This window comes from Desulfobacca acetoxidans DSM 11109, from assembly GCF_000195295.1.
In the GTDB taxonomy this organism is placed as follows: domain Bacteria; phylum Desulfobacterota; class Desulfobaccia; order Desulfobaccales; family Desulfobaccaceae; genus Desulfobacca; species Desulfobacca acetoxidans.
The window spans coordinates 2319368-2340724 of the sequence record NC_015388.1; the positions used below are offsets into that span (position 1 = coordinate 2319368).

16 protein-coding genes and 1 other RNA gene are annotated in these 21357 nt (G+C 53.9%); 8 read left to right on the top strand and 9 right to left on the bottom strand.

Translation table 11 applies throughout. The features are described 5' to 3' along the window. Positions 1-129: 129 nt before the first annotated feature. On the top strand, positions 130-3909 hold the full coding sequence (locus tag DESAC_RS10340; RefSeq protein WP_013707017.1) for a translocation/assembly module TamB domain-containing protein: 3780 nt from the start codon (positions 130-132) through the stop codon (positions 3907-3909). On the opposite strand, the gene DESAC_RS10345 is transcribed toward DESAC_RS10340, so the two are convergent. The 9 genes from DESAC_RS10345 to DESAC_RS10380 all read right to left on the bottom strand — a co-directional run bounded on the left by DESAC_RS10345 (position 3886) and on the right by DESAC_RS10380 (position 13293). Further along, the gene (locus DESAC_RS10345; protein WP_013707018.1) at positions 3886-4908 is read right to left on the bottom strand and encodes an aminoglycoside phosphotransferase family protein; all 1023 of its coding nucleotides are present in this window, start codon (positions 4906-4908) and stop codon (positions 3886-3888) included. The genes DESAC_RS10340 and DESAC_RS10345 overlap by 24 nt on opposite strands. Before the next feature lie 608 nt (positions 4909-5516). Further along, the gene (locus DESAC_RS16875) at positions 5517-6371 is read right to left on the bottom strand and encodes a lytic transglycosylase domain-containing protein (RefSeq protein ID WP_013707019.1); all 855 of its coding nucleotides are present in this window, start codon (positions 6369-6371) and stop codon (positions 5517-5519) included. A gap of 66 nt (positions 6372-6437) precedes the next feature. After that, entirely contained in the window at positions 6438-7346 is a 909-nt protein-coding gene (locus DESAC_RS10355; protein WP_013707020.1) for a type II secretion system F family protein, read from the bottom strand. A gap of 29 nt (positions 7347-7375) precedes the next feature. Continuing rightward, entirely contained in the window at positions 7376-8395 is a 1020-nt protein-coding gene (locus DESAC_RS10360; protein WP_013707021.1) for a type II secretion system F family protein, read from the bottom strand. 272 nt (positions 8396-8667) lie between these two features. Then, positions 8668-10017: a TadA family conjugal transfer-associated ATPase gene (locus tag DESAC_RS10365; RefSeq protein WP_013707022.1), complete on the bottom strand. Its 1350-nt coding sequence runs from the start codon at positions 10015-10017 to the stop codon at positions 8668-8670. Further along, positions 10014-11258, bottom strand: coding sequence for an AAA family ATPase (locus DESAC_RS10370; RefSeq protein ID WP_041283924.1), 1245 nt, complete (start codon positions 11256-11258; stop codon positions 10014-10016). The genes DESAC_RS10365 and DESAC_RS10370 overlap by 4 nt, the downstream gene beginning before the upstream one ends. A gap of 718 nt (positions 11259-11976) precedes the next feature. Then, positions 11977-12795 (bottom strand): Flp pilus assembly protein CpaB, encoded by an 819-nt coding sequence (cpaB, locus tag DESAC_RS10375; protein ID WP_013707024.1) that lies wholly within the window; start codon positions 12793-12795, stop codon positions 11977-11979. A 92-nt stretch (positions 12796-12887) separates the two neighbouring features. Further along, on the bottom strand, positions 12888-13064 hold the full coding sequence (locus DESAC_RS15840; protein ID WP_013707025.1) for a Flp family type IVb pilin: 177 nt from the start codon (positions 13062-13064) through the stop codon (positions 12888-12890). Positions 13065-13110: 46 nt separating this feature from the next. Next, entirely contained in the window at positions 13111-13293 is a 183-nt protein-coding gene (locus DESAC_RS10380) for a Flp family type IVb pilin (RefSeq protein WP_013707026.1), read from the bottom strand. Between the two features lie 1011 nt (positions 13294-14304). Between DESAC_RS10380 and DESAC_RS10390 the strand changes: the two genes are divergently transcribed. From DESAC_RS10390 to DESAC_RS10415, 7 genes are all read left to right on the top strand, one after another. Further along, on the top strand, positions 14305-15687 hold the full coding sequence (locus DESAC_RS10390; RefSeq protein ID WP_013707027.1) for a DUF8689 domain-containing protein: 1383 nt from the start codon (positions 14305-14307) through the stop codon (positions 15685-15687). Between the two features lie 39 nt (positions 15688-15726). Continuing rightward, positions 15727-17322, top strand: coding sequence for a hypothetical protein (locus DESAC_RS10395; protein WP_148231228.1), 1596 nt, complete (start codon positions 15727-15729; stop codon positions 17320-17322). A 228-nt stretch (positions 17323-17550) separates the two neighbouring features. Next, the gene (locus tag DESAC_RS10400) at positions 17551-17838 is read left to right on the top strand and encodes an HU family DNA-binding protein (RefSeq protein ID WP_013707029.1); all 288 of its coding nucleotides are present in this window, start codon (positions 17551-17553) and stop codon (positions 17836-17838) included. A 29-nt stretch (positions 17839-17867) separates the two neighbouring features. After that, positions 17868-18128, top strand: an RNA gene (gene ffs, locus DESAC_RS15845) — signal recognition particle sRNA large type. 178 nt (positions 18129-18306) lie between these two features. Further along, a complete protein-coding gene (pyrG, locus tag DESAC_RS10405) occupies positions 18307-19941 on the top strand; it encodes a CTP synthase (RefSeq protein ID WP_013707030.1) in 1635 nt (544 codons plus the stop codon). Positions 19942-19954: 13 nt separating this feature from the next. Then, the gene (kdsA, locus tag DESAC_RS10410; RefSeq protein ID WP_013707031.1) at positions 19955-20782 is read left to right on the top strand and encodes a 3-deoxy-8-phosphooctulonate synthase; all 828 of its coding nucleotides are present in this window, start codon (positions 19955-19957) and stop codon (positions 20780-20782) included. Next, on the top strand, positions 20779-21330 hold the full coding sequence (locus DESAC_RS10415; RefSeq protein WP_013707032.1) for a KdsC family phosphatase: 552 nt from the start codon (positions 20779-20781) through the stop codon (positions 21328-21330). Before kdsA ends, DESAC_RS10415 begins: the two co-directional genes overlap by 4 nt. Positions 21331-21357 lie beyond the last annotated feature (27 nt).

A 21357-nucleotide genomic window follows, 5' to 3' on the forward strand; every position in this document is an offset into this window, starting at 1 on the left:
GCCTGGCCTTGCCAAAGATGGCTTCTTGTGGTTATCATTACGGTATCAGCCCTTTTGACCCTCCTTCCTGTTTGACGCGGCGCCTTGCGGCACCGTTGCTCTCAAACGGTTTACTCATATGAGGTTGCCATGACCGAGGCCTCTCCCCGCAGGATAAGATGGCGGCGGCTAACCGGCCTGTGCCTGAGTGGCTTGCTCTGTACCCTCCTCCTGGTCAGTTGGTTTCTGACCACGACATCTTTTTGGGAATGGGTGGGTTGGCGTCTGGTACAGGCGGTGCAGGATCGCCTGAATGCCCAGGTCAGCGTCGGCCGGGTTTCCGGCAATCTGCTCACCGGTATGGTCTTCAGCGATATCTCCATCAGTCGGCCTCAAGGCGATATCCTCAAGGCTCAGCAGTTGGAAGTCAGGTTATCGTTGCTCTCTCTCCTGAGGCTCGAACCGGTAATTGGCATCCTTTCGTGGCGGCAGCCGGTAATTACGCTAACCCAGGATGACGCCGGCCACTGGAATGTAGCTAATCTGCTCAAGAAACGGCCGCCCCCGCCTTTTGCCCAGATCCACCTGCGGGCGATTCAGGTTCATAATGGCGACGTCCAAATACGCCAGCCCCAACGACACCTGAGGTTTCAAGATCTGGCAGTTGATATCGATCTGACGGTGCATACGCCAGGACGGCCGCAACAGGCCCTTGAGGTACACTGGGCATCTCTAGGCTTTACCACCCCTCCCTATCCCCGTTTGCACCTCAATGCCTCCCTGATCTATGCCGCGTCAAAAGTGCAGATCAAAGAGACGACTCTCTCGCTGAATGATATTGAAGTATTGAACCTGCAGGGAGAGGTAAAAAACCTGACGGATACCCCTGAACTTGCCTTGAACTTATCGACTCCCAAGCTTGCTGGCAGCCGGCTCAACCACCTCTGGCCAGGATGGCCGACTGGGGCAGATGTCAGCGCCGGTTTGCAGGTCAAGGGAACCATGTCAGATCTACAGGTCGATGGTCAAGGAGCTGTCCAGAAATGCCGGTGGCGTTTGCATGGACATTGGCAGCGACCATCCAACGGTGCGCCGGAATATGAAATGGCGCTGAATTTCCAAGAACTCAGTCCGACGCTGATACAACTGTGGAGCGCTAAACAACTGCCCTTGGAAAGTCTGACCCCTTTGAACGGGGCCATTCGCCTCACCGGGGCCGGAATTCCGGGAACGGACGCCAAACTGGCCGGCCGTCTTGACCTGGAACCCTTCAGCTACCGTCAGGTCAAATTTGACGCCAGCTCTCTGGCCCTTCGGCAGGATGATCCTCAACGCCACTTCCTGGTCCTGAAGCTGCAAGGCAATTGGGGAAGACTGGAGAGCGAATTAACCGGACAGTTATTCCCCTTGCACGCAGTAAAAAAACCCCTGACGGGTGAACTGAAACTAACTGCCAGCAGTTTTAATCCCGCCCTGGCCTCGGGCGGCCTGGCGCCTCCGGGCATGGTCGACGCCAAATTCACCGGGGACTTTCAATTGCCGGCCTCCTTTGATTTTTCCCAGGCACGGCTGGCGGGCCGGCTTCAGGCCACCGGCAGATTCAAGGAATATGCCTTTCAGGAACTCTCAGCCGGAGGTAGTTGGGAACAGGGCGGATTGCGTCTGGACCTGGCTCGCCTGGTTTCGGGTGGTCTGCGGGCGGAGGCGCAAGGCCGGTTGACTGCTGCGAGCGCCGATCTCAGAATGGTCCTGAATCTGGAGGCGCCAGGACCGGGTTACCTGCTTCCTGCCGATCTGAAGGGGCGTCTGCGTCTGAATGGTGACGTCAAAGGTCCCTGGAATTCTTTATCCTATCAGCTTGCGGTTGAGGGTGATAGTGTCTCCTGGGGACGCCTCAGATTAGGATCGTTGCAGGGAAGATCCGCCGGGTTCTGGTCCCCAAGCGGCCTCACTATTTCTCAGTTCGCTATCCTGGCCCTCCGGTTGGAGTCACCCCTCGGCTCCCTGGCTCGAATTGAGGCCACCGGCCAGACTCGGGAGCAGAATCTGCTTTTCGACCTGAAAGCCCGGCAAAACCAGGGAACTGTCGGTTCTCTGTCCGGCGCGGCCTCATGGAGAACAGAGACAAAGCACCTCACCATCAACACCTTGCGGCTTGGCCCTGCCGCCGCTCAGCTCACGATGGCCCGGCCGGCGACTCTGACCCTGACCCCGGACCGACTTGAGCTCTCCCCTCTGCGGCTGCAGTATCAAGACAGCGTCCTGACGTTGGGCGGCCGTGCTGCCCGCGAGGACGTCTCCCTGCAGCTTCAGGTAGATAAGCTCCGCCTCCGGCACCTGGCCCGGTTATGGCCCAGCGCTTCGCTCCTGCACGGTATCGTTAGCGCCCAGGCCACCATCAACGGCCCCGCCAGTTCGCCGATCATGAAAGGCAGCGTATCCTTGACCTCCGGCCAACTGGCCAAGTTCCGCTTCGACTCCTTGCAGACAGACTGGCTCTATCAAGACCGGACCCTCTCCCTGCGCGGCCGGTGGGAGGAAAAACCCGGCAAAAACCGACTAACCTGGCAGGGTTCCGTCCCCTTAGGTTTATCGCTTTATCCCTGGTCGCTGCAGCCCGCCGAGAGTGGCCTGAATATGCGGGCCGAAAGTGAAAATCTCACCCTTTCCCTCCTGTCTCTCCTTATCCCGGGTGTGTCTGCCGCCGACGGTCCCCTTAACCTCCAGGTTCAGGCCAGCGGCAGTGTGCTACGCCCCTCACTCAGAGGCGCCTTACACTGGGGCCCGAGCTCTCTCACTATCAGTCACTCGGGGGCGCCGCTGGCCCTCGAGCCCGGCGAACTCCTCCTGGAAGGAGACCGACTTCTGTTGCCCAAGCTGCTGTTCCACAGCGGCGATGGCCAGGGGGTGGTTAAGGGCAACGCCCGTCTGGATGGTCTGCTGCTCCAAGGAGTTCAGACTAACCTCCAGATGAAAGACGTATTAATTATCAAGAAGGAAGGGTCCACGGCCGTGGCCGACGGTCAGGTCTCCTTGAGCGGTTCCTGGCCGGCGTTCCAGTCCGAAGGCCGTTTACTGGTCAAAAGCGGGACGTTTCGCCTGTCCTTTTTCCGGTCCGAAAGAAATAAAGATATTGTTCTCCTACCACGAACCTGCCCACTGCCGGTCAAAGGCGATGCGGCCGCTTCGCCAACCGCCCCTAGCCAGGTCGAAAAAAGCTTTGGAACTCATATCGTTATTGACATTCCCGGGAACCTCTGGCTGCGTGATAAGGACTTGCAGACCGAGATTCAGGGGCAGATTCGGGTTATCCGGCACCCCTCGCAGCCCAAGTATCTGGCCGGGAGTCTCAAAGCCCGGCGCGGCGGCCTCACCATTAGCGATAAAGTCTTTACTCTCGATAAGGCAACGCTGAATTTTCCTGGAGAACCGAACAAACCCGCTATTCTGGATGCTCGGGCCACCCGGCAGATCGATGAAGTGATGCTGTCGGTGGCCGCTTCCGGGCCGGTGGACAACCTCCGCACCCGGCTGGAAAGCTCCCCTCCCCTTCCACCCCGGGACCTGCTTTCCCTGCTGATTTTCGATCATCTGGCCGATAAGATGACTCGGGAGGAATACGTCACCGTCACCCAGAAGGCTATGGGTCTGATCGGCGGACTCACAGCCCAGAGATTAAAAGCCCTCCTGGGCGGCAGACTGCCGTTCTTTGGGGAAGTTACACCCTCAACCAGTCAGGAAGCACTGGGATTGGGAAAAAAGGTCAGTAAAAACATCACCATCAGCTATGAGCGAAAACTCAACCCCCTACAGGGGGAAGATGTCAACCAGATCCGCCTGGACTATAAAATCCGAAAGTACTTCAGCGCCGAGACGCAACTGGGACGGAAAAACTCCGGCGGCGATCTATTCTTTAACCTGGATTTCTAAAAGTTGCCCCAGAACCGGAAACTGTTCCCTCCCCACAATTTCTAGCCGCCGGCGCAGGCTCGCCCGGGCAGGGGGAATAAAACGCTCGAACTGTACTTTGCCTTTATCCCGGCTTAAAAACCCGTAAGCCCCCAGCATCTGTAAGTTGCGACAGATGGCCAGGTAATCATAGCGCTGCCGCCAGGCATCGGGGTCGAAATCTAATCGGTCCCGCAGAAGCAGCAGGTACTCCGCCAGGAGTATCTCCTGGAGGGGCAGAGACAGACCCACGTAGGGATCGAGCAGCAGAGCCGCCAGATCATACTGCAACGGCCCCAGACGCCCCCCCTGGAAGTCTATCACCCTCAATCGGCCCTGATGCACCATCAGATTCCGGGACTGAAAATCCCGGTGCAGGAAAAATCTCACCTCAGGAACAAGCGCCTGCTGCAGCAGGTGGTCAAAATCCGCCGCCAGCGCCTCTAAATCCACCGGCAGATTACAATAACCCTGCAAAAAAGCCCGGACAAAATAGTGGCACTCCCGCTGCCGCACGAGGGCGGCATCATAGAACGCGGTATCGAAACACCATTCGGTTTTAAAGCCAAGCGCCCCGGCGACCTGCATCTGCACCAGGATGTGCAGCGCCCGGCGATAAAGCTCCAGCCCGGCGGGACCTGTCCCTAAACGCTGAATTTCTTGCTGCAGATTGCCATCTCCCAGGTCTTCCAGTAAAAACCAGCCTTCCTCCGGACAGTAAATGTAAATCTCCGGGACCGGCGCTCCTTGCCGCCGCAGGTGTTGGCCGATGGTATAAAAAGAGTCATTCTCCGTAACCTGGGACCCGGGAGGGTGGGGATGATACAGGCAGACGATATCGCCCTGAGGCCGCCGCAGCCGAAAATACCGGCGGTCCGAGCCATCCCCGGCAATGGGGAGGAGATCATTCACCCGCCCTCCCCACCTCGCGAGTTCCTTTGCCAACAGCGGCAGCGAGTCGGACAATTCATCCGGTCTCATAATATCAACCTGTTGTCATTCCTTTAAGATAACCCGCCAACCATGAAAATCAGCTACTGCTGGCCCAGACTTTCTATCCTGTGCAGAACTAATTTTCGGAGAATTGCAGTAGGCGGGATGCGCTCCGCTTTCCCGCCCTGCAACACTACAACACTACAACACATCTAATAGAATAATTGTAACACTTCAGTTGTTTGGGGCGAATACCAGATTCGCCCCTACAGACGGGTCTGTCGATGCTGTGGTGCTGTAGGGTGGGCGCCGCCAACCATGTTCCTGATCTATTATCTCAGATAGCTGAAGTATTACGAATAATTGAAAAAACTATCGGTGGCACAGGCGTCCCGCCTGTGCCACATTGAATTGAACAGGCTGAAAGCCTGTTCCACCTTATTTAATCGACCTTCAAGTCAGTTGTTCCAAACTCTAACTTTGATGTTAAATTAGCGTAAGTCACCTAGGAACCATGAAAATAAGTCCGCAACGATCTGCTATCCCCGATCTGTTCAACTCGAAATGTATTCTCTTGGTAAACTTACCAGGAATTTACCTGAGGTCCAAGAACAAAGGCGGAGGTTTGAGGCCGGGTAAGAATTAAGTAGATTGCCTTATTGAGGTATGACTGTAATAATCTTGGCCTTCCGGGCCTGGATAATGGAGAGGCGTCCCTGGCCGCCGACATATAGGGGCTGCAATCCGGCGGGCCTGATTTTTAATTCTGCCGCCGGAGGCGGGGACGGTGCTGAGGGAGGCGGGGGTGCCCCGAAAGTAGCCGGCACCGGGACATCCTTCCCGGTGTATTCGCGCATGATGCTGGCAACGTAATTCTGCGTTTCCGCAAACGGCGGCAACCCCTGATACCGGGCGACGTTTTCCGGCCCGGCATTGTAGGCCGCCAGGGCCAGGCAGAGGTTATTATTGAAACGTTGGAGACAGAGTTTCAGATAGCGCACCCCCCCGGCAATATTCTGTTCTGGGTCGAAGGGATCCTGCACCCCCAATAAGGAAGCGGTGCCCGGCATGAGCTGCATCAGACCCATAGCCCCTTTCGGTGAAACCGCCTGGGTGTTGAAACCTGATTCTTTCTGGACCACCAGACGCACCAGACCGGGATCGACCCCGTGTTCCTGGGCGTATTTCCGGATCATAGCCGCAACCTGGAAATCACCCGGAGAGGATGAGGACCAGCTTCGAACCCTGCCCCTCCCGCCTCTGGTAATGATCGGCTCTCCCGCCCAACTTGGGGACGAACCGCGGATTATCCTGACCGGCAGGCTGCGGCTCAACAGTTCGAGATCATTATCCGGCTGAAGGATGCGCGGGCCGTTTACCCCGGCCTTCTCAGCGATGAGCAGAGAACCATCCGGACTCAGGCGGATCAGGGCACTCTGCGGATGGACGTCTACCCAGCTAGATAATAATAGAAATAGGCCAACGAGACTGACGATTGAAATTCTCTTCATGCTGACCGCCGCTTCTGGCTATTCTAAAAATTTCTGCGAACAGGGCCGTGCTAAAATCGAGGCAATCTATTTTTTAGCCATCGACTCGGCTACCTGAATAACTGCCGGACCTAAGATAACGACAACGAGAGCTGGGAATATAAAAAGTATCAAAGGAAAAACCAATTTCACCGGTGTCCTTGCTGCCAGTTCTTCCAAGCGTTGTCGGCGATTCGTACGCATAGTGTCGGATTGTACCCGCAACGCCTGGGCAATGCTGGTACCGAATCGATCGGCTTGAATGAGAATGGCGCACAGGGTTGATAACTCCTCAACACCGGTGCGCTCTGCCAGATTGCGCAAGGCCTGCTCACGATCTAATCCCGCCAGGATTTCTAAATTAAGCATATTGAATTCAAGACTTAAGACAGGATTGTTCATCTTAAGATCATCCGCAACCCTTTTCATAGCTGCATTTAGCCCTAATCCGGCCTCTACACAAACTACCAATAAATCCAAGGCGTCGGGTAATCCTTCCGAGATTTTCTTCTGCCTGGCCGAAATCTTGTGATTCAAAACGAGATTGGGCAGATAGAAACCAAATGCAAGGAGCAGATAAAGAAAAACCGGCTTCATTATCAAACCAACATTGAGGTTCAATGATAGAGGAATTCCAATTATTATCGCCGCTAGAGGCGATGTAAGTTTAAAAAATAAAAAGCGGGAGAAGGCACGACTGCCATAGCAACCGGCTAACATAAGCTTTTTCTTGAGTTCCTTGGCCTTGACGGGATCCTTGGCAAACCCCATTATGGAATTTAATCTTTTTGAAAATTGCTCCGAGATAATATTATGACGTCGTTTATTGACTTCAATTGCCGCACTGTTACTAGAAAATAAACGGCGCCCCTGGGAAGGCGTAGTCTTCTGGATAAGGTAGGCAATGAGAAAGAAAAATAAACCTGCAACCATGATACCAAAAAGTATTAAATCCATAAGGACCTAACCCCTATTAAATGTATGCCTTAAACTTTGATATTTACGATTTTATGAATCATCAGGTATCCCAAAAGTTGCATCGTTAATGCCACTCCCACCATCATCTTTCCCCAGGGATGGGTTATTAAAAGCAACATATACTTTTTATTGAGGAAGTAGAGAATTATGGCCATACCTGGTGGCAGACAGGTGAGAATTAAACCCGAAAAGCGACCCTCAGAGGTTATTGCTTTAATATGATTAACTAGTTTAAAGCGATCGCGAATCAAAGAAGCAATTTTCTCCAAAATCTCTACCAAATTTCCCCCGGTCTCCCGCTGAATATTGATTGCTGTGACAAAAAATTTCAGGTCTTGCAGATCAATGCGTTTCTGGAGGTTGGCGAGGGCGCTGCTCATGTCCAGTCCATAATTAAATTCCTTAAACGTCTTGAAAAATTCTATGCCGATGGGATTGGGCATCTCATCCGCCACCAGTTGCATAGTGCTGGGAAAGGAATGGCCGGCTTTCAGACTGCGAGCCATAAGGCCCAAGGCCTCGGGCAGTTGTTTTTCAAATTTCTTCAGCCGGTATTTTTTCTTCATGTGCAAGAAAACATTAGGCAGCAGATAGCCGACGAGGAAAAGACCTCCCAGACCCCCTAAAGGTCCGGATTGCAAAAACCCATATGCACCCGCCCCGAGTCCGGCCAAAATACTGGACCCTAAAACCGTGCTCGCCTTCCAGGAGATATCCGCCTGCAATAACAATTCATCCAGGTTGAAAAACCGGCCCACTTTGGCGACCAGACGTTTCCAACGAGATTCCGGCGCCAACATTCCCTCTTTGATCAGCGATTCGGCGGAGGAATTTCTTTCCAACCCTTCAATAAATTTCAGCCGTTGCTGAATATGCTTCTCACTCTGACTGCGCCTGCCGGCAAAGGAGTGATACAATCCTTCCATGAGAAAAAGGATGCACAAGAAGATGGCAACCGGAAAGAGGTTGGGAAAACCCGATTCCGCCGGTTGCAGCCAGTTAACAATGGTTTCCAGGAAGCCGGCCATAATTCTGTTCTTATAATATTGCTGAATTCATCTATCTCGTTCCCGAGCTCTAAACTGGGAACCGGAAAATATATTTCCTGCGTTTAGATTGCCATCAACGAGATTTTGTTTGTAGGGGCGAATCTTGTATTCGTCCCTTCCCGGGAGGGCGAACACAAGGTTCATACCGGCGCTGTGAGGGCGAACACAAGGTTCATACCGGCGCTGTGAGGGCGAACACAAGGTTCATACCGGCGCTGTGAGGGCGAACACAAGGTTCGCCCCTACAGGGCTTAATTCTTTTCCCGAAAAACGTTGCTGGGCAGATCGACCCCCAGCGCCTCCAACTGCGTCATAAATTTCGGCCGGATGCCGGTGGCCCGGAAGCGTCCCCTCACCTTCCCCTCTTCCGTTAACCCCAACATCTCATAACGGAAAATTTCCTGCATGACAATCACTTCCCCTTCCATCCCGACAATTTCATTCAGATACAACATCTTGCGGCTGCCGTCTTTCAACCGGGCTACCTGGATTACGACGTGGATAGCCGAAGCGATCTGATGTCGCAGGGCCTTGTCGGGAATATTGAGGCCGGCCATGGCTACCATGGTTTCCAGGCGCACTAAGGCATCACGGGGGGTGTTGGCATGGATCGTAGCCAGCGAACCGTCGTGGCCGGTGTTCATGGCCTGCAGCATGTCCAGGGCCTCGGCCTGCCGCACCTCGCCCAAGATAATGCGCTCCGGCCGCATCCGCAGGGCGTTGCGCACCAGATCCCGCTGCGTTACCTCTCCCATACCCTCCATATTGGGGGGCCTGGTCTCCAATCTGACCACGTGGTCCTGCTGCAACTGCAATTCGGCGGCGTCTTCGATGGTAATGATCCGCTCGTCGTTCGGAATGAAGGCTGAAAGCACATTTAGAAACGTTGTCTTGCCGCTGCCGGTGCCGCCGGAGATCAGAATATTCAACCTGGCCTTGACCATGGCCTCCAGGACCTTGGCAATACCCTCGGTGATGGTGCCGAACTCTATCAGGTCGTGCACCTTATAGGGGTCCTTAGAAAATTTCCGGATCGACAGGGCTGGGCCATCCAGGGCCAGCGGCGCAATGATGGCGTTGACCCGAGAGCCGTCCGGCAGGCGGGCGTCCACCATGGGGCAGGATTCATCCACCCGGCGGCCCACCCCCGAGGCAATTTTCTCGATAATCTTCAAGAGGTGAGCATTATCCTTAAACCGCACCGGGGTTTTTTCCAATTTGCCCCGGCGCTCCACATAGACGCTGTCATAGCCGTTCACCAGGACGTCGGAGACCGTGGCATCGCCCAAAAGCTGTTCCAGGGGGCCATAGCCTAGCAGCTCATCCCGGATGTCCTTGGTCAAGCGTTCTTTTTCCGTCAGGCTGAGGGCAATGTTGTCCTCACCCAGGATGATCTCGATGCCTCGTCTAATATCCTGAAATAATTGGGCATCGTCAGCCCCGGCCAGGCGGGAAAGATCTAAAAGATCCAACAACCGGTAGTGTACCCGGGATTTTAGTTCATTGTAGAAGTCTTCCTTCTTCTGCTCTTCGGTCCTGAAACCGTTCCCAACGGATGCTTTTCGCGTCGGCTGTTTCTGCAGTCGGGCTATCAGGCTCATGCGCTACCTCTCAACCACAACAGGCGTTTAAAACCTTGCCATATGCCAGCCTTTCGGCTGTCAGCTTTCTCCTCCCCGTTGAGCATTCGGGCCAATCTGCTAATCTTCAGGCTTAATCGATCGGAAGGCTGGGTCTCGACCAATGGCCGCCCCTCATTAATACTCTGAATCACCACCTTCGGGTCGGACCGGAGCACGGCCAGAAAATCCTGCCCCAAAAATTTTGTCGCCTCCGATGGGGCTATATCAATTCCATTGATGAAGCAGTTTGCCACCGGCTTAAGCTTCTGCTCCCCGAATTCCAGCCGATGCAACATCTGCAAGATTTTTCGGGTATGGCGGAGGGCCGGAATAGTGAGCACCGTAATCAACAATACCAGATCCGAGGCCTCCAGGCCCTTCAGGGTGATTTCATCCAGATGATCTCCGAGGTCCAGCAGTATCCAGCGATAGAGGTTTTGGCTCCGGAGATATTGCAGGATTTTGTCCACCTGCGGGGCCTGTACTATCTCGCTGTCTTCCAACCGCTGCGGCCCCGGCAGGACATCCAGACCGGAGTCGCGGCTGTGAATGATGTCCTTCAAATACTGCGGGTCGAGGCGGTCGAAATTCTCAATGACATCCAGGATGGTATAGCGGGGCTGGATATCCAACAAGGCGCTGACATCAGCCGCCTGCATATCCAGATCAAAGAGCAGGACAGGTTCCTTGCGGTCCTGCAAGAAACTCTGGGCCAGATTGACGGCCAGAAAGGTGACGCCCACGCCCCCCTTACACCCCAACAGCGAGATAATCTGGGTTTTTTCGCCGTCGTGCAAGGTTTTTCGAACCTTATTGAAACGATGCAGCGCCTTGTGAAAATCCGGTTCGCTGATCTGGCCGACAAAACACTCCTGAACCCCCAGGCGCAGGGCCTTAAGCAAAACCTCAGTGCTGGCCTCCTGCAGATAGAGAAAGATTGCCGGATGGTTAACCCGCTGCTGCATTTTTTCAATCCACAGATCAAAGCCTTCCACCCGGTCGTCATATTCGATAAACCAGACATCGGCCTCGCCATCCTCCGGAACGGTCAGGGAAGGGGCAAGGATCGCCACCGAAACCACTACCCCCTGGGGCGAGGCATTGATCACCTTCTGTAGATATCCTCCGATTTTTTCGTTGAAATAATAGATGCTAAAACGTATTGCCATGATAGTACCTTTTTCTTGATAATTGCCATGAAAATCATCTGCCGGTGGCACAGGCTTCCAGCCTGTGTTGAATTTTTTTCTATTAGCTCGAAACTCGGAACTAGAAACTCGAAACTTATTTTCTTAGTAAATGCTTCTGCTCGGCTAAGAATGTTTCTAAGAACATAATTCGGCAGGAATCAGTCAAAGCTTTAAAGCGAAGAAGATATTTTTAGAAGTGATCAACTTGTTGGTGATTTCTCTCAGAGTTGCAGAGATTTTCAGGAATATTTACCCAGCATTGACAGCAACTTGACGCCAAACGTAGGGGCGAATCTGGTATTCGCCCTGATGACATCAATTTGACGCCAAACGTAGGGGCGAATCTGGTATTCGCCCTGATACGAGGGCAGATGCGGGGGGCGAACACAAGGTTCGCCCCTACATTCCAATCCTTACATTCCAATTTTTATATATCCGCGCCCCGGAACATCAGGGGCTGGTGCGTACCCGGACCTGGGGTTCGCCCCTACATTCCAATCCTTATATATCCGCGCGGCACTCAGAATAATAGTGACAGGATTGACATCAATTTGACGCCAAACGTAGGGGCGAATCTGGTATTCGCCCTGATGACATCAATTTGACGCCAAACGTAGGGGCGAATCTGGTATTCGCCCTGATACGAGGGCAGATGCGGGGGGCGAACACAAGGTTCGCCCCTACATTCCAATCCCTACATTCCAATCCTTATATATCCGCGCGGCACTCAGAATAATATTGAAAGGACTCAAAAATTAACCATCTCCCTGCCGACTCCCCGAATCACCTCCACCCCTACCTTGGCAGGTGGTGGAATTGGACCCTCAAAATTCGCTGCCGCCTTTTTCTCAGGGGTGAGCAGGGCCGAAACCCTGGCCCCGGCGGTAGGTATGGCGGCTTTTTCCGTCCACCCGCGCAGGGCCAGGGTTATAGTTCCCTCCTTGGCGGCCAGTGCCAACCGTTCCCCTTCCTCCGGCGTCACCTCAAGGGTCACGGTAGGCACAACTTTCGGTCTTTCGCCGGCCTTCTGTTGCTCGATATCCTGGCCGGTACCCAACACCGGCAGGTTCTGCAGGACTATCTGCGTCACGGGATCATTCTTGAACTCATTGCGATCCAAGGATAGCAGGACGTCCACCCGGTTGCCCGGAACGATAAAACCGGCCACACCGGAGGCTTCATCCACCTTGATGGTGACCGCCCGTTTATCGTTGCCGATGATGCCGGCCATCCCGCCCGGGGCTCCTTTGGGGGCCAGCTCATGCTCCTGGATGACCTCGCCAGCCACGATGAGCTGGCGGGTCACCCGGCCTTCCAGGGCCTTGAGGTCGGTGGCGGCATCAGCGGCAACATGTTCTTTCGGCAACTGCACCACCTTTAACAGCTCAGGAATTAAAACGCTTCCCGGTGCAATGTTCCTGGCCGCCGCCACCGCCGGCATCATTGCCACGCTGTCCCTCGCCGCCGGACGGGCCCGGGCCTTAAGCCAGCCGCTGGCTATGTAGGCAGCAAACCCGCCAAAGACAACAGCCAGCACCAATAGAAGCAACGGCGGAATATTCTTCACAATCCCACACTTGACTCGTTATGAAAAAACTCTACATCATACAATCAGCGCGATGCCGACTTTAGCGTTACTCGTTAGCCGCACCATCGATTTTATTTGCCGCTAGTGCCAATTTTAGTTGCCGCAGAATTTACTGAAGTATTTAATTTTCCGTAGAATACATAAATTCCCGCAATCAGCACTGCCCCAATGGCTCCAACTAGAACGGCATATTCCACCGCGCTGGCACCGTCTTCTTCCCTGATAAATTTTTTGATCATTGTCTCCATTATTGTTTCCTATAGATCATATGATGTGTGCCGACCTTAGCCTCAATCAGCTAGCCCCACCATTAGTCCCGATTTTAGTTGCCGCACTATCAATTGCAGTATTCAATCTTCCATAGAATGCATAGATTCCTGCAATCAGCACTGCTCCAATGGCGCCTACCAGAACAGCATACTCCACCGCACTGGCGCCGTCTTCTTCCCGAATAAATTTTTTGATTAACGTCTTCATGATTGTTCTCCTTAGAATATACGATTTTAGTCATTAAATTTTAAAATTTTTAACGCCTTACATGGCCACAAACATTATTCCTTCCTTTCAGCCGCTCCCGCTACGCATCACCTCCATATAGGTATATTTACTCTCTAAGAAACCCTCTTCTAAGATTAACATTATCGTTATGATATAATCGGCAGCATCAGATTAAACTTTAAAATCTCCCTTAAATCGCGGAGCACTTTTTTTATTTCTCGTACTTTTTGAGGCTATCCCCGTCTAAGATATTTTATCAACCGCATTTTCATAAAGTTTCAGTACCTCTACACCCAGGATGCCCCTCGCGGCAGCTATCGCCGCGGCCACAGAAATAAACAGAAATAAGAAAAGTGTATTCCAGCGCCACCGCCCCGGAATCGCCGCCCCATCAGCTCGGCCAGAATAGAGGATTCCTTTCCATAGCTCTGCTCCCCATTTTCTGCCTTTGATTAATATTTCGGCATCGAAAAAAATAACTTTAATCTCGACGGCAATACCAACTCACCATCAAACCAATATTTTCACTGTAGGGGCGAATCTTGTATTCGACCCTGTGATTCCGGGCGAATACCAGATTCGCCCCTACAGGCTACAGGCCAGGGATTCCGGGCGAATACCAGATTCGCCCCTACAGGCTACAGGCCAGGGATTTTGGGCGAATACCAGATTCGCCCCTACAGCCCTATGATTTTGGGCGAATCCGGCTAATATCTTTTCCAGTGGGAATGGGCATAACTTCAGTAAATCTTCGGGTGCCCCAGACAACTCGTTAAATTCTGGCAGATGCTTGCCGGATGCTCTGCCGCTGAAGCGGGCCTGATAAATATCAGGCAACGCCCATCCTACGAATTCTCTTGAAGTTGAAGCGGCTTATTCTCTTAAGTTTTTCCCGGTTCTTGCCGATTTTTATGATGTGAAGCAATGCAGGACAGACACAAAGGGCCGCCCCTAAAGATGTGAATTTTTAAAGATGGAAGAGAAAATCCTATGGCCTTGAAGAATCCGCCGCAATCATTATTGAAGGAATCGCTGCTGCGCCCGCCGGTCAGCAGGCAGAAATCCCCCGACCCGGCGAGGTCTGATGAAGTTGCCGGCCCACCCCCTCTGCCGGTAAAGTGGCCCCCCAAATCCATCGCCGACCTCCATATCCCGGAAAATTTCATGGCCAACCTCCTGCTCAAGCACGCCTTCTACCAGGAGGTCTTTACCCTGCCGGATATGACCTCCCGGCTGAAGTTGAGTTCTACCATCATCCTCCAACTTCTGGACAATCTGCGGCGGGATAAGTATGTCGATATCAGGGGGTCAGGAAGCCTGGACGGCGCCGCCACCGCCATCAGCCAGAACTACCGCTTCGCCCTGACCGAAGCGGGCAAACGCTGGACGGCGCAACTCCTGGAGTTTGACAGCTACGTGGGACCGACGCCGGTGATTCTGGACGAGTACTGGCGGCAGGTAGAGGGGCAGAGCATCCGCAATTTCCGGGTTAACCTGGCCCGCCTGAAGCAGGGTTTTTCCGGTTTGGTAATTCCGGAAACCCTTTTTGACCAGTTAGGTCCGGCCATGGTCAGCGGCAAACCGATGTTCATTTATGGACCGGCGGGCAACGGCAAGACGGCGGTCTCCCTGCGCTTGGGCACGCTGATGGATGATCCCATCATGGTACCCTACGCCCTCTATGTCGAAGGTAACGTCATCCGGGTCTTTGACGCCGTCACCCACCGCCCCCTGGTGGAGGACTCGGAGGTCCACTTCCAGACCGACCCGCGCTGGGTACAATGCCAGCGGCCGACCGTCCTGGTGGGCGGGGAAATGACCCTGGAGATGCTGGACCTGGCCTTTAATCCCGTCCTCAAGTATTATGAGGCACCGCTGCAATTAAAGGCCAACAACGGGCTGTTCATCGTAGATGATTTCGGCCGCCAGCGTATTGCCCCCCAGGAGTTGCTCAATCGCTGGATCATCCCGATGGAAAACCGGCGCGACTTTCTCTGCCTGCATACCGGGCACAAATTCGCCATCCCCTTCGACCAGTTGCTCATCTTTTCGACCAACCTGGCCCCCGAGAGCCTGGTGGACCCCGCCTTCCTGCGCCGCCTGCGCCATAAGATCAGGCTGGATCACATCGACCGCGAGCAGTTCCGGGCCATCTTCCGGTTAGTCTGTGAACATTATCAGGTTGAGTACGATGATCAGATCGTCGATTATCTCCTGGAGAGATACTATGACCCGGAAGCAAGACCCATAGACGCCTGCCATCCCCGGGACCTGATAGAGCAGATTATCGACATCTCCCGTTTCCGGGAGGTGGCGCCGCAATTGACCGAAGAAAATATCGACCGGGCCGGCAAGACCTATTTCGTCGATTAAGTGATAGTTCTTATACAGAACCTTGCCAAGGGGGGTGTCTTGCCAAACCAGGGTTTCGAAGCCGATCAAACAGTTGCTGCAGCCAAGTCATCGTGCCTGAACAAGAGCCCAGAGGAAGTCTTTTCAAGAGGTTGGCCGTTTTCATTCCGTCAGGATTTCGTGCAGGACAGAGCCTTGCTTACCAAGACGGCGTTGATGATACTGATGCTCGTATTCTTTCTGGATATCCTCTCGCGGAATGCCAATGCCGACGTTGACCTCTGGGGTTATTTGGCCTTCGGCCGGCTCTTCTGGGAAGGGGGCAGCTTCCCTTATCAGGATATCTTTACTTATGTGCCGACCCATACCGTCTGGGTCTACCACGAATGGCTCACCGGCGTCCTCTTCTATCCGATCTATGCCCACCTGGGTGCCGCCGGCCTGCAATCGCTAAAAATGATTTTCGCCTTTGCCTCTTTATCCTTGATTTTCGCCACGGCGCGCCGCCGCGGGGCCAGCTTTTACGGCGCAGCGCTGATATTAATTGTCATGAGTGGATTTCTGATGGGCGGTTACAGTCCGGTGAGGGCCCAGGTATTCACCTATTTCTTTTTTACCCTGACGCTGTATCTCTTGGAGACCGCCAGGCTGACCTGCCGCTGGAGAGGACTTTGGCTGTTCATACCCATCCAGGTGGCCTGGTGTAACCTGCACGGCGGCTTTCTGGCCGGACTGGGATTAATCTTCATCTATGCCGCGGGCGAAGCCCTGGCGCGCCGCCCCTTCTGGCCCTATCTGACGATCCTGGGGCTGTCGGCCCTGGCAACCTTAATAAACCCGTATGGTTTGCAGTATTGGCTTTTTATGATGCAGGCGGCAACTATGCCCCGGCCGGAAATCACCGAATGGGCTTCGATACTTTCAGCCTACAAATTAGGATTGCAGGCAAAATATCTCTATTATTTTGCTGCCGTTTGCATCTTTGTGGGTTCCCTGATCTGGGTCTGCCGCTGGCGCGAGCTGACGGCCGGATTAGCCCTGGCTATAACCTTCTGCCTGGGTCTGAAACACATCCGCCATCAGGAATTTTTCCTCATACTGAGCGCCGCCTACCTGGCGGCACCGCTGTCTTCATATCTAACCGTCCTGAATAACCGTCCTCGGATACAAGCATTACGCCATCGCTTGGTTTGGCACCTCTTCTTAATCTTCTTTATGACAATTTTTTTCTTGATCTCTCAACGGATGATATCCCAGAACCCCTTTAGTCTTAAGGTGCCAAGCTGCACGGCAAAAGACCAGGGAAGTATAAGTTATCCTGTAAACGCAGTTGATTTTATCCGTTCCAAAAAACTAGATGGCAGACTCTTAACTGAATTCAATTGGGGCGAGTATCTCCTCTGGACCCTGTACCCCCAATGTCTGGTGGCCGTGGACGGGCGTTACGAGACGGTCTATCCCGACAAGGTGATGCAATCATATTGGGATTTTAAATATGCCCGTCCCGGTTGGGAAAAATTCCTGCAAGAGTACCCGCCTGATATGGTTCTATTGCAGACGAATAGCAAGGTGTATCCGCTCTTGCAGAAAGAGCCGGACTGGCGGGAGGTTTACACCGACGCCGGCTCCGGCTTATTCGTCCGCAGCAGCAACTAGGACAATAGTCCAGAGACAGCCAAGTTTCTGTTAGCAGGCAAATTCCTGCTTCCATTTTTCCCGCCTCCAGATAAGCTGCTAAAGTTCGTACAATTTTTTCTTTACCTGGGCTGCTTTTTTGTTTATGATAACCTTGTGTTAACCGATTCTCAGCTAACATCCTTTAAGTGCAAGGCTTTTTCAGGTTGAGAGACATACCCTGCTACAGGTAGGAATCGCGGAGGACAGATGAACAAATCGCAGCTTATTGAAGCCCTGGCAAAAGCTGAAAACCTGACCATAAAGAGGGCAGAAATGGTAGTCAATACCCTGTTCGAGAATATGACAAACGCCTTGGTGCAAGATGAGCGTATCGAGATACGCGGTTTTGGCAGTTTCAAGGTCAAATGTTATGAGGGCTATCAGGGACGCAATCCGAAAACCGGGGAAGTAATTGAGGTTTGTGATAAAAAGCTGCCTTTTTTCAAGGTCGGCAAAGAATTGAAAGAACGGGTTGACAGCTCTGCAGAAGAATAGATCTGTCAGCATGAAAATATTCATCCTGGTCGTGCTAGACGGGGAGCTAGCGGTGCCCTGTTGCCCGAGATCCGCTTAGCGGGGTTGAATTCCCACTCAAAGGATTGCAGCGTTGTTCGGGTCCTGAACGCCAAGCGGGGGAATTGGACCCCACGCAACGGACGCTTGTGAACCCCGTCAGGTCCGGAAGGAAGCAGCGGTAAGCAAGGCGGTGCGTGTCGTGGCGGCTTCTAATTCAAAACCCTTGGCGTCCAGTTCGAGCGATGGCGGATTCGATGAGGGGTGCACGGCCAGGTTATTCCTTTCTCAACTGATCCCCTGCCGATAATCCCGCGATTCACCTAAGCATTGTTTAGGTGGCCTCTCCCGCTTCATATCTTTCCGTCAAACTTGACAGGTAGCCATGGGGAAAGATATAAAAAGAACAAGCAATCAGCCAGCTCCGATGCTGGATTGCGGATAATCACTATGAAAACCAAATTCATCTTCATTACCGGCGGCGTTCTGTCCTCCTTGGGCAAAGGGGTGGCTGCGGCCGCTATCGGGGCCTTGCTGGAGAGCCGCGGCCTTAAGGTCACCTATCTGAAATTGGACCCATACATCAACGTCGACCCCGGCACCATGAATCCTTTTCAGCACGGAGAGGTCTACGTCACCGACGACGGGGCCGAAACCGACCTGGACCTGGGCCACTATGAGCGATTTACTACCGTCACCCTGGGTCAGGAAAATAATTACACCACCGGCAAGATTTATTACCGGGTCATCTCCAAGGAGCGGCGGGGGGATTATTTGGGCGGCACGGTCCAGGTCATTCCCCATATCACCGATGAGATCAAGCAGACCATTTTGAATATCGCCCCCCAGGTGGACGTGGCTATCGTCGAGATCGGCGGCACTGTGGGCGATATCGAAAGTCTGCCTTTTCTCGAGGCTATCCGTCAATTCAAAGGTGATGTGGGCAAAAACAACGTCTGTTATATCCATCTTACCCTGGTGCCCTATATCAAGACCGCCGGCGAGGTCAAGACCAAACCGACCCAGCACAGCGTCAAAGAACTGCGCAGCATCGGTATCCAACCGGATATTCTGCTCTGCCGCACTGAAAAAAATCTCTCCGCCGATATCAAGGCGAAGATCGCCCTCTTCTGCAACCTGGAGCCTGGCTGCGTCATAACCGCAATCGACGTGGACAGCATTTATAAGATCCCCCTCCTTTTGCATGAAGAAGGTCTGGATGAGAGGATCGTCGAAATATTGAATATCTGGACCAGGTCTCCCCGCCTCGAATTCTGGCAGGACCTGGTGGATCGCCTCAAACATCCTATCGAATCGGTAGATATCGGCATTATCGGCAAATATGTCAACCTGCGGGAGTCCTACAAAAGCCTGCACGAGGCCCTGGTGCATGGCGGCCTGGCTCATCGGGCCCAAGTCAACCTGCATTACATAGACTCCGAATTAGTGGAGCGGGAGGGGCCGGAAGTCCACCTGCAACAGCTCCAGGGAATCTTGGTGCCGGGCGGTTTCGGCTACCGCGGCGTAGAAGGGAAAATTCAGGCCATCCAATATGCCCGGCTGCAGCGTATCCCCTACTTTGGCATCTGTTTCGGCATGCAACTGGCAGTTATTGAGTTTGCCCGCAACGTTGCCGGCCTGGCCAATGCCCAGAGCGAGGAGTTCGACTCGGAAAACCCCTATCCGGTCATTTATCTCATGCGGGAATGGTTTGATTACCGCCGCCAGGCCATTGTCCGTCGGGAGCGGTCCACTGACAAGGGCGGCACCATGCGTTTGGGCGCTTATCCTTGCGTTTTAAAGGAACATTCTCTGGCCGCGCGGGCTTATCAGACGTTGACCTTCCATGAACGACACCGCCATCGGTATGAATTTAACAATTCTTTCCGCGAAGCCCTGACCCAGCATGGCCTTCATGTGAGCGGTACCTCGCCGAATGGAGAGCTCGTCGAAATAATCGAACTGGAAGATCATCCCTGGTTTTTGGGGTGTCAATTCCATCCCGAGTTCAGGTCTCGTCCTCTACAGCCACACCCCCTGTTTCAGGATTATATCCGGGCCTGCATTGAGTACAAGCGAGGTTAACCGGCCGGCCGCGATGCACACCGTCACTATTGCTGATTTCACCCTGGGCGAAGGAAGGCTGGCATTTATCGCCGGTCCCTGCGTCATCGAATCCAAGACCCTGACCTTGGAAGTAGCTCACGCCCTCAAGGCCTACGCCGTCGAATTGCAGGTCCCGCTCATTTTCAAGGCCTCCTTTGACAAGGCCAATCGCACCTCTGTTACCTCTTTTCGCGGTCCCGGCCTCAACCAGGGTCTGGAGATTCTGGCGCTGGTCAAAGAAGAGGTCGGACTGCCGGTGCTTTCCGACATCCATGAGACAGCCCAGGCGATACCCGCTGCCCAGGTTCTGGATGTCTTGCAGATACCAGCTTTTTTGTGTCGCCAGACCGACCTGATCGAAGCTGCAGCCCACACCGGCAAACCCCTCAATATCAAAAAAGGGCAGTTCCTGGCCCCCTGGGATATGGCCCAGGCGGCGGCCAAGGCGGCCAAGGCGGGCAATACCTCCCTCCTGCTCACCGAACGGGGCGTGCTGTTCGGATATAATAACCTGGTCGTGGATTTTCGGAGCCTGCCCCTCATGCGCCGTCTGGGCTTTCCGGTGGTGATGGATGTCACACACAGTGTTCAACTCCCCGGCGGTCAGGGAAGTTGTTCCGGGGGAGATCGGCAGTTCATCCCGCACCTAGCCCGCGCCGCGGTAGCGGTAGGGGTCGACGCCGTCTTTATGGAAGTCCATCCGAATCCCGATAAGGCATTATGCGACGGCCCCAACAGCCTGCCTCTGCATGAAGTGCCCCGACTCTGGCGCCAATTGTTGGACATCCAGGCCCTTCGGAAGCATTGGGAAGAAGGATGAACGTAGCCCCAGGAGATATGAGCCAGGAAATCTGGCGGCGAGCGGCGCTTATAAAACTGTTGGCGCTGGACGTCGATGGCGTCCTGACCGATGGCAGTATTATTTATACCGACGCCGGCGAAGAGATCAAATGTTTCCACGTCCGGGATGGCCACGGCATCCGCCTGGTGCAGCAGGCGGGCATCGAAGTCGCCCTCATCACCGGTCGGACCTCGGCAGCAGTGGCGCATCGCGCCCGCAATCTGCACATCGCCCAGGTTTATCAAGGCATCCGGGATAAGGTAGGGGTGTTAACCTCCTTACAGGCTACCCTCGGCATAACCCCTGAGGAAACTGCGGTGGTCGGCGATGATCTGGTCGACCTGGCCTTGATGCGGCAGGCCGGGCTGGCCGTCGCCGTGGCAGATGCCGCAAACGAAGTGAAAGAAAGGGCCCACTGGGTGACCTCCCTGCCGGGCGGACGGGGAGCAGTGCGGGAAGTCTGCGAAACCCTGCTCAAGGCTCGCGGAATCTGGGAAGACCTGTTCCAAAGATATTGGGTTGAATGAGAGTAAAACAGACCTGGATATTTCTCG

Excerpts from the sequence above, each read along its gene's own strand:
- DESAC_RS10340 (WP_013707017.1), top strand. The coding sequence starts at position 130 with ATGACCGAGGCCTCTCCCCGCAGGATAAGATGGCGGCGGCTAACCGGC.
- DESAC_RS10345 (WP_013707018.1), bottom strand. The coding sequence starts at position 4,908 with ATGAGACCGGATGAATTGTCCGACTCGCTGCCGCTGTTGGCAAAGGAA.
- DESAC_RS16875 (WP_013707019.1), bottom strand. The coding sequence starts at position 6,371 with ATGAAGAGAATTTCAATCGTCAGTCTCGTTGGCCTATTTCTATTATTA.
- DESAC_RS10355 (WP_013707020.1), bottom strand. The coding sequence starts at position 7,346 with ATGGATTTAATACTTTTTGGTATCATGGTTGCAGGTTTATTTTTCTTT.
- DESAC_RS10360 (WP_013707021.1), bottom strand. The coding sequence starts at position 8,395 with ATGGCCGGCTTCCTGGAAACCATTGTTAACTGGCTGCAACCGGCGGAA.
- DESAC_RS10365 (WP_013707022.1), bottom strand. The coding sequence starts at position 10,017 with ATGAGCCTGATAGCCCGACTGCAGAAACAGCCGACGCGAAAAGCATCC.
- DESAC_RS15840 (WP_013707025.1), bottom strand. The coding sequence starts at position 13,064 with ATGGAGACAATGATCAAAAAATTTATCAGGGAAGAAGACGGTGCCAGC.
- DESAC_RS10380 (WP_013707026.1), bottom strand. The coding sequence starts at position 13,293 with ATGAAGACGTTAATCAAAAAATTTATTCGGGAAGAAGACGGCGCCAGT.
- DESAC_RS10390 (WP_013707027.1), top strand. The coding sequence starts at position 14,305 with ATGGCCTTGAAGAATCCGCCGCAATCATTATTGAAGGAATCGCTGCTG.
- DESAC_RS10400 (WP_013707029.1), top strand. The coding sequence starts at position 17,551 with ATGAACAAATCGCAGCTTATTGAAGCCCTGGCAAAAGCTGAAAACCTG.
- pyrG (WP_013707030.1), top strand. The coding sequence starts at position 18,307 with ATGAAAACCAAATTCATCTTCATTACCGGCGGCGTTCTGTCCTCCTTG.
- kdsA (WP_013707031.1), top strand. The coding sequence starts at position 19,955 with ATGCACACCGTCACTATTGCTGATTTCACCCTGGGCGAAGGAAGGCTG.
- DESAC_RS10415 (WP_013707032.1), top strand. The coding sequence starts at position 20,779 with ATGAACGTAGCCCCAGGAGATATGAGCCAGGAAATCTGGCGGCGAGCG.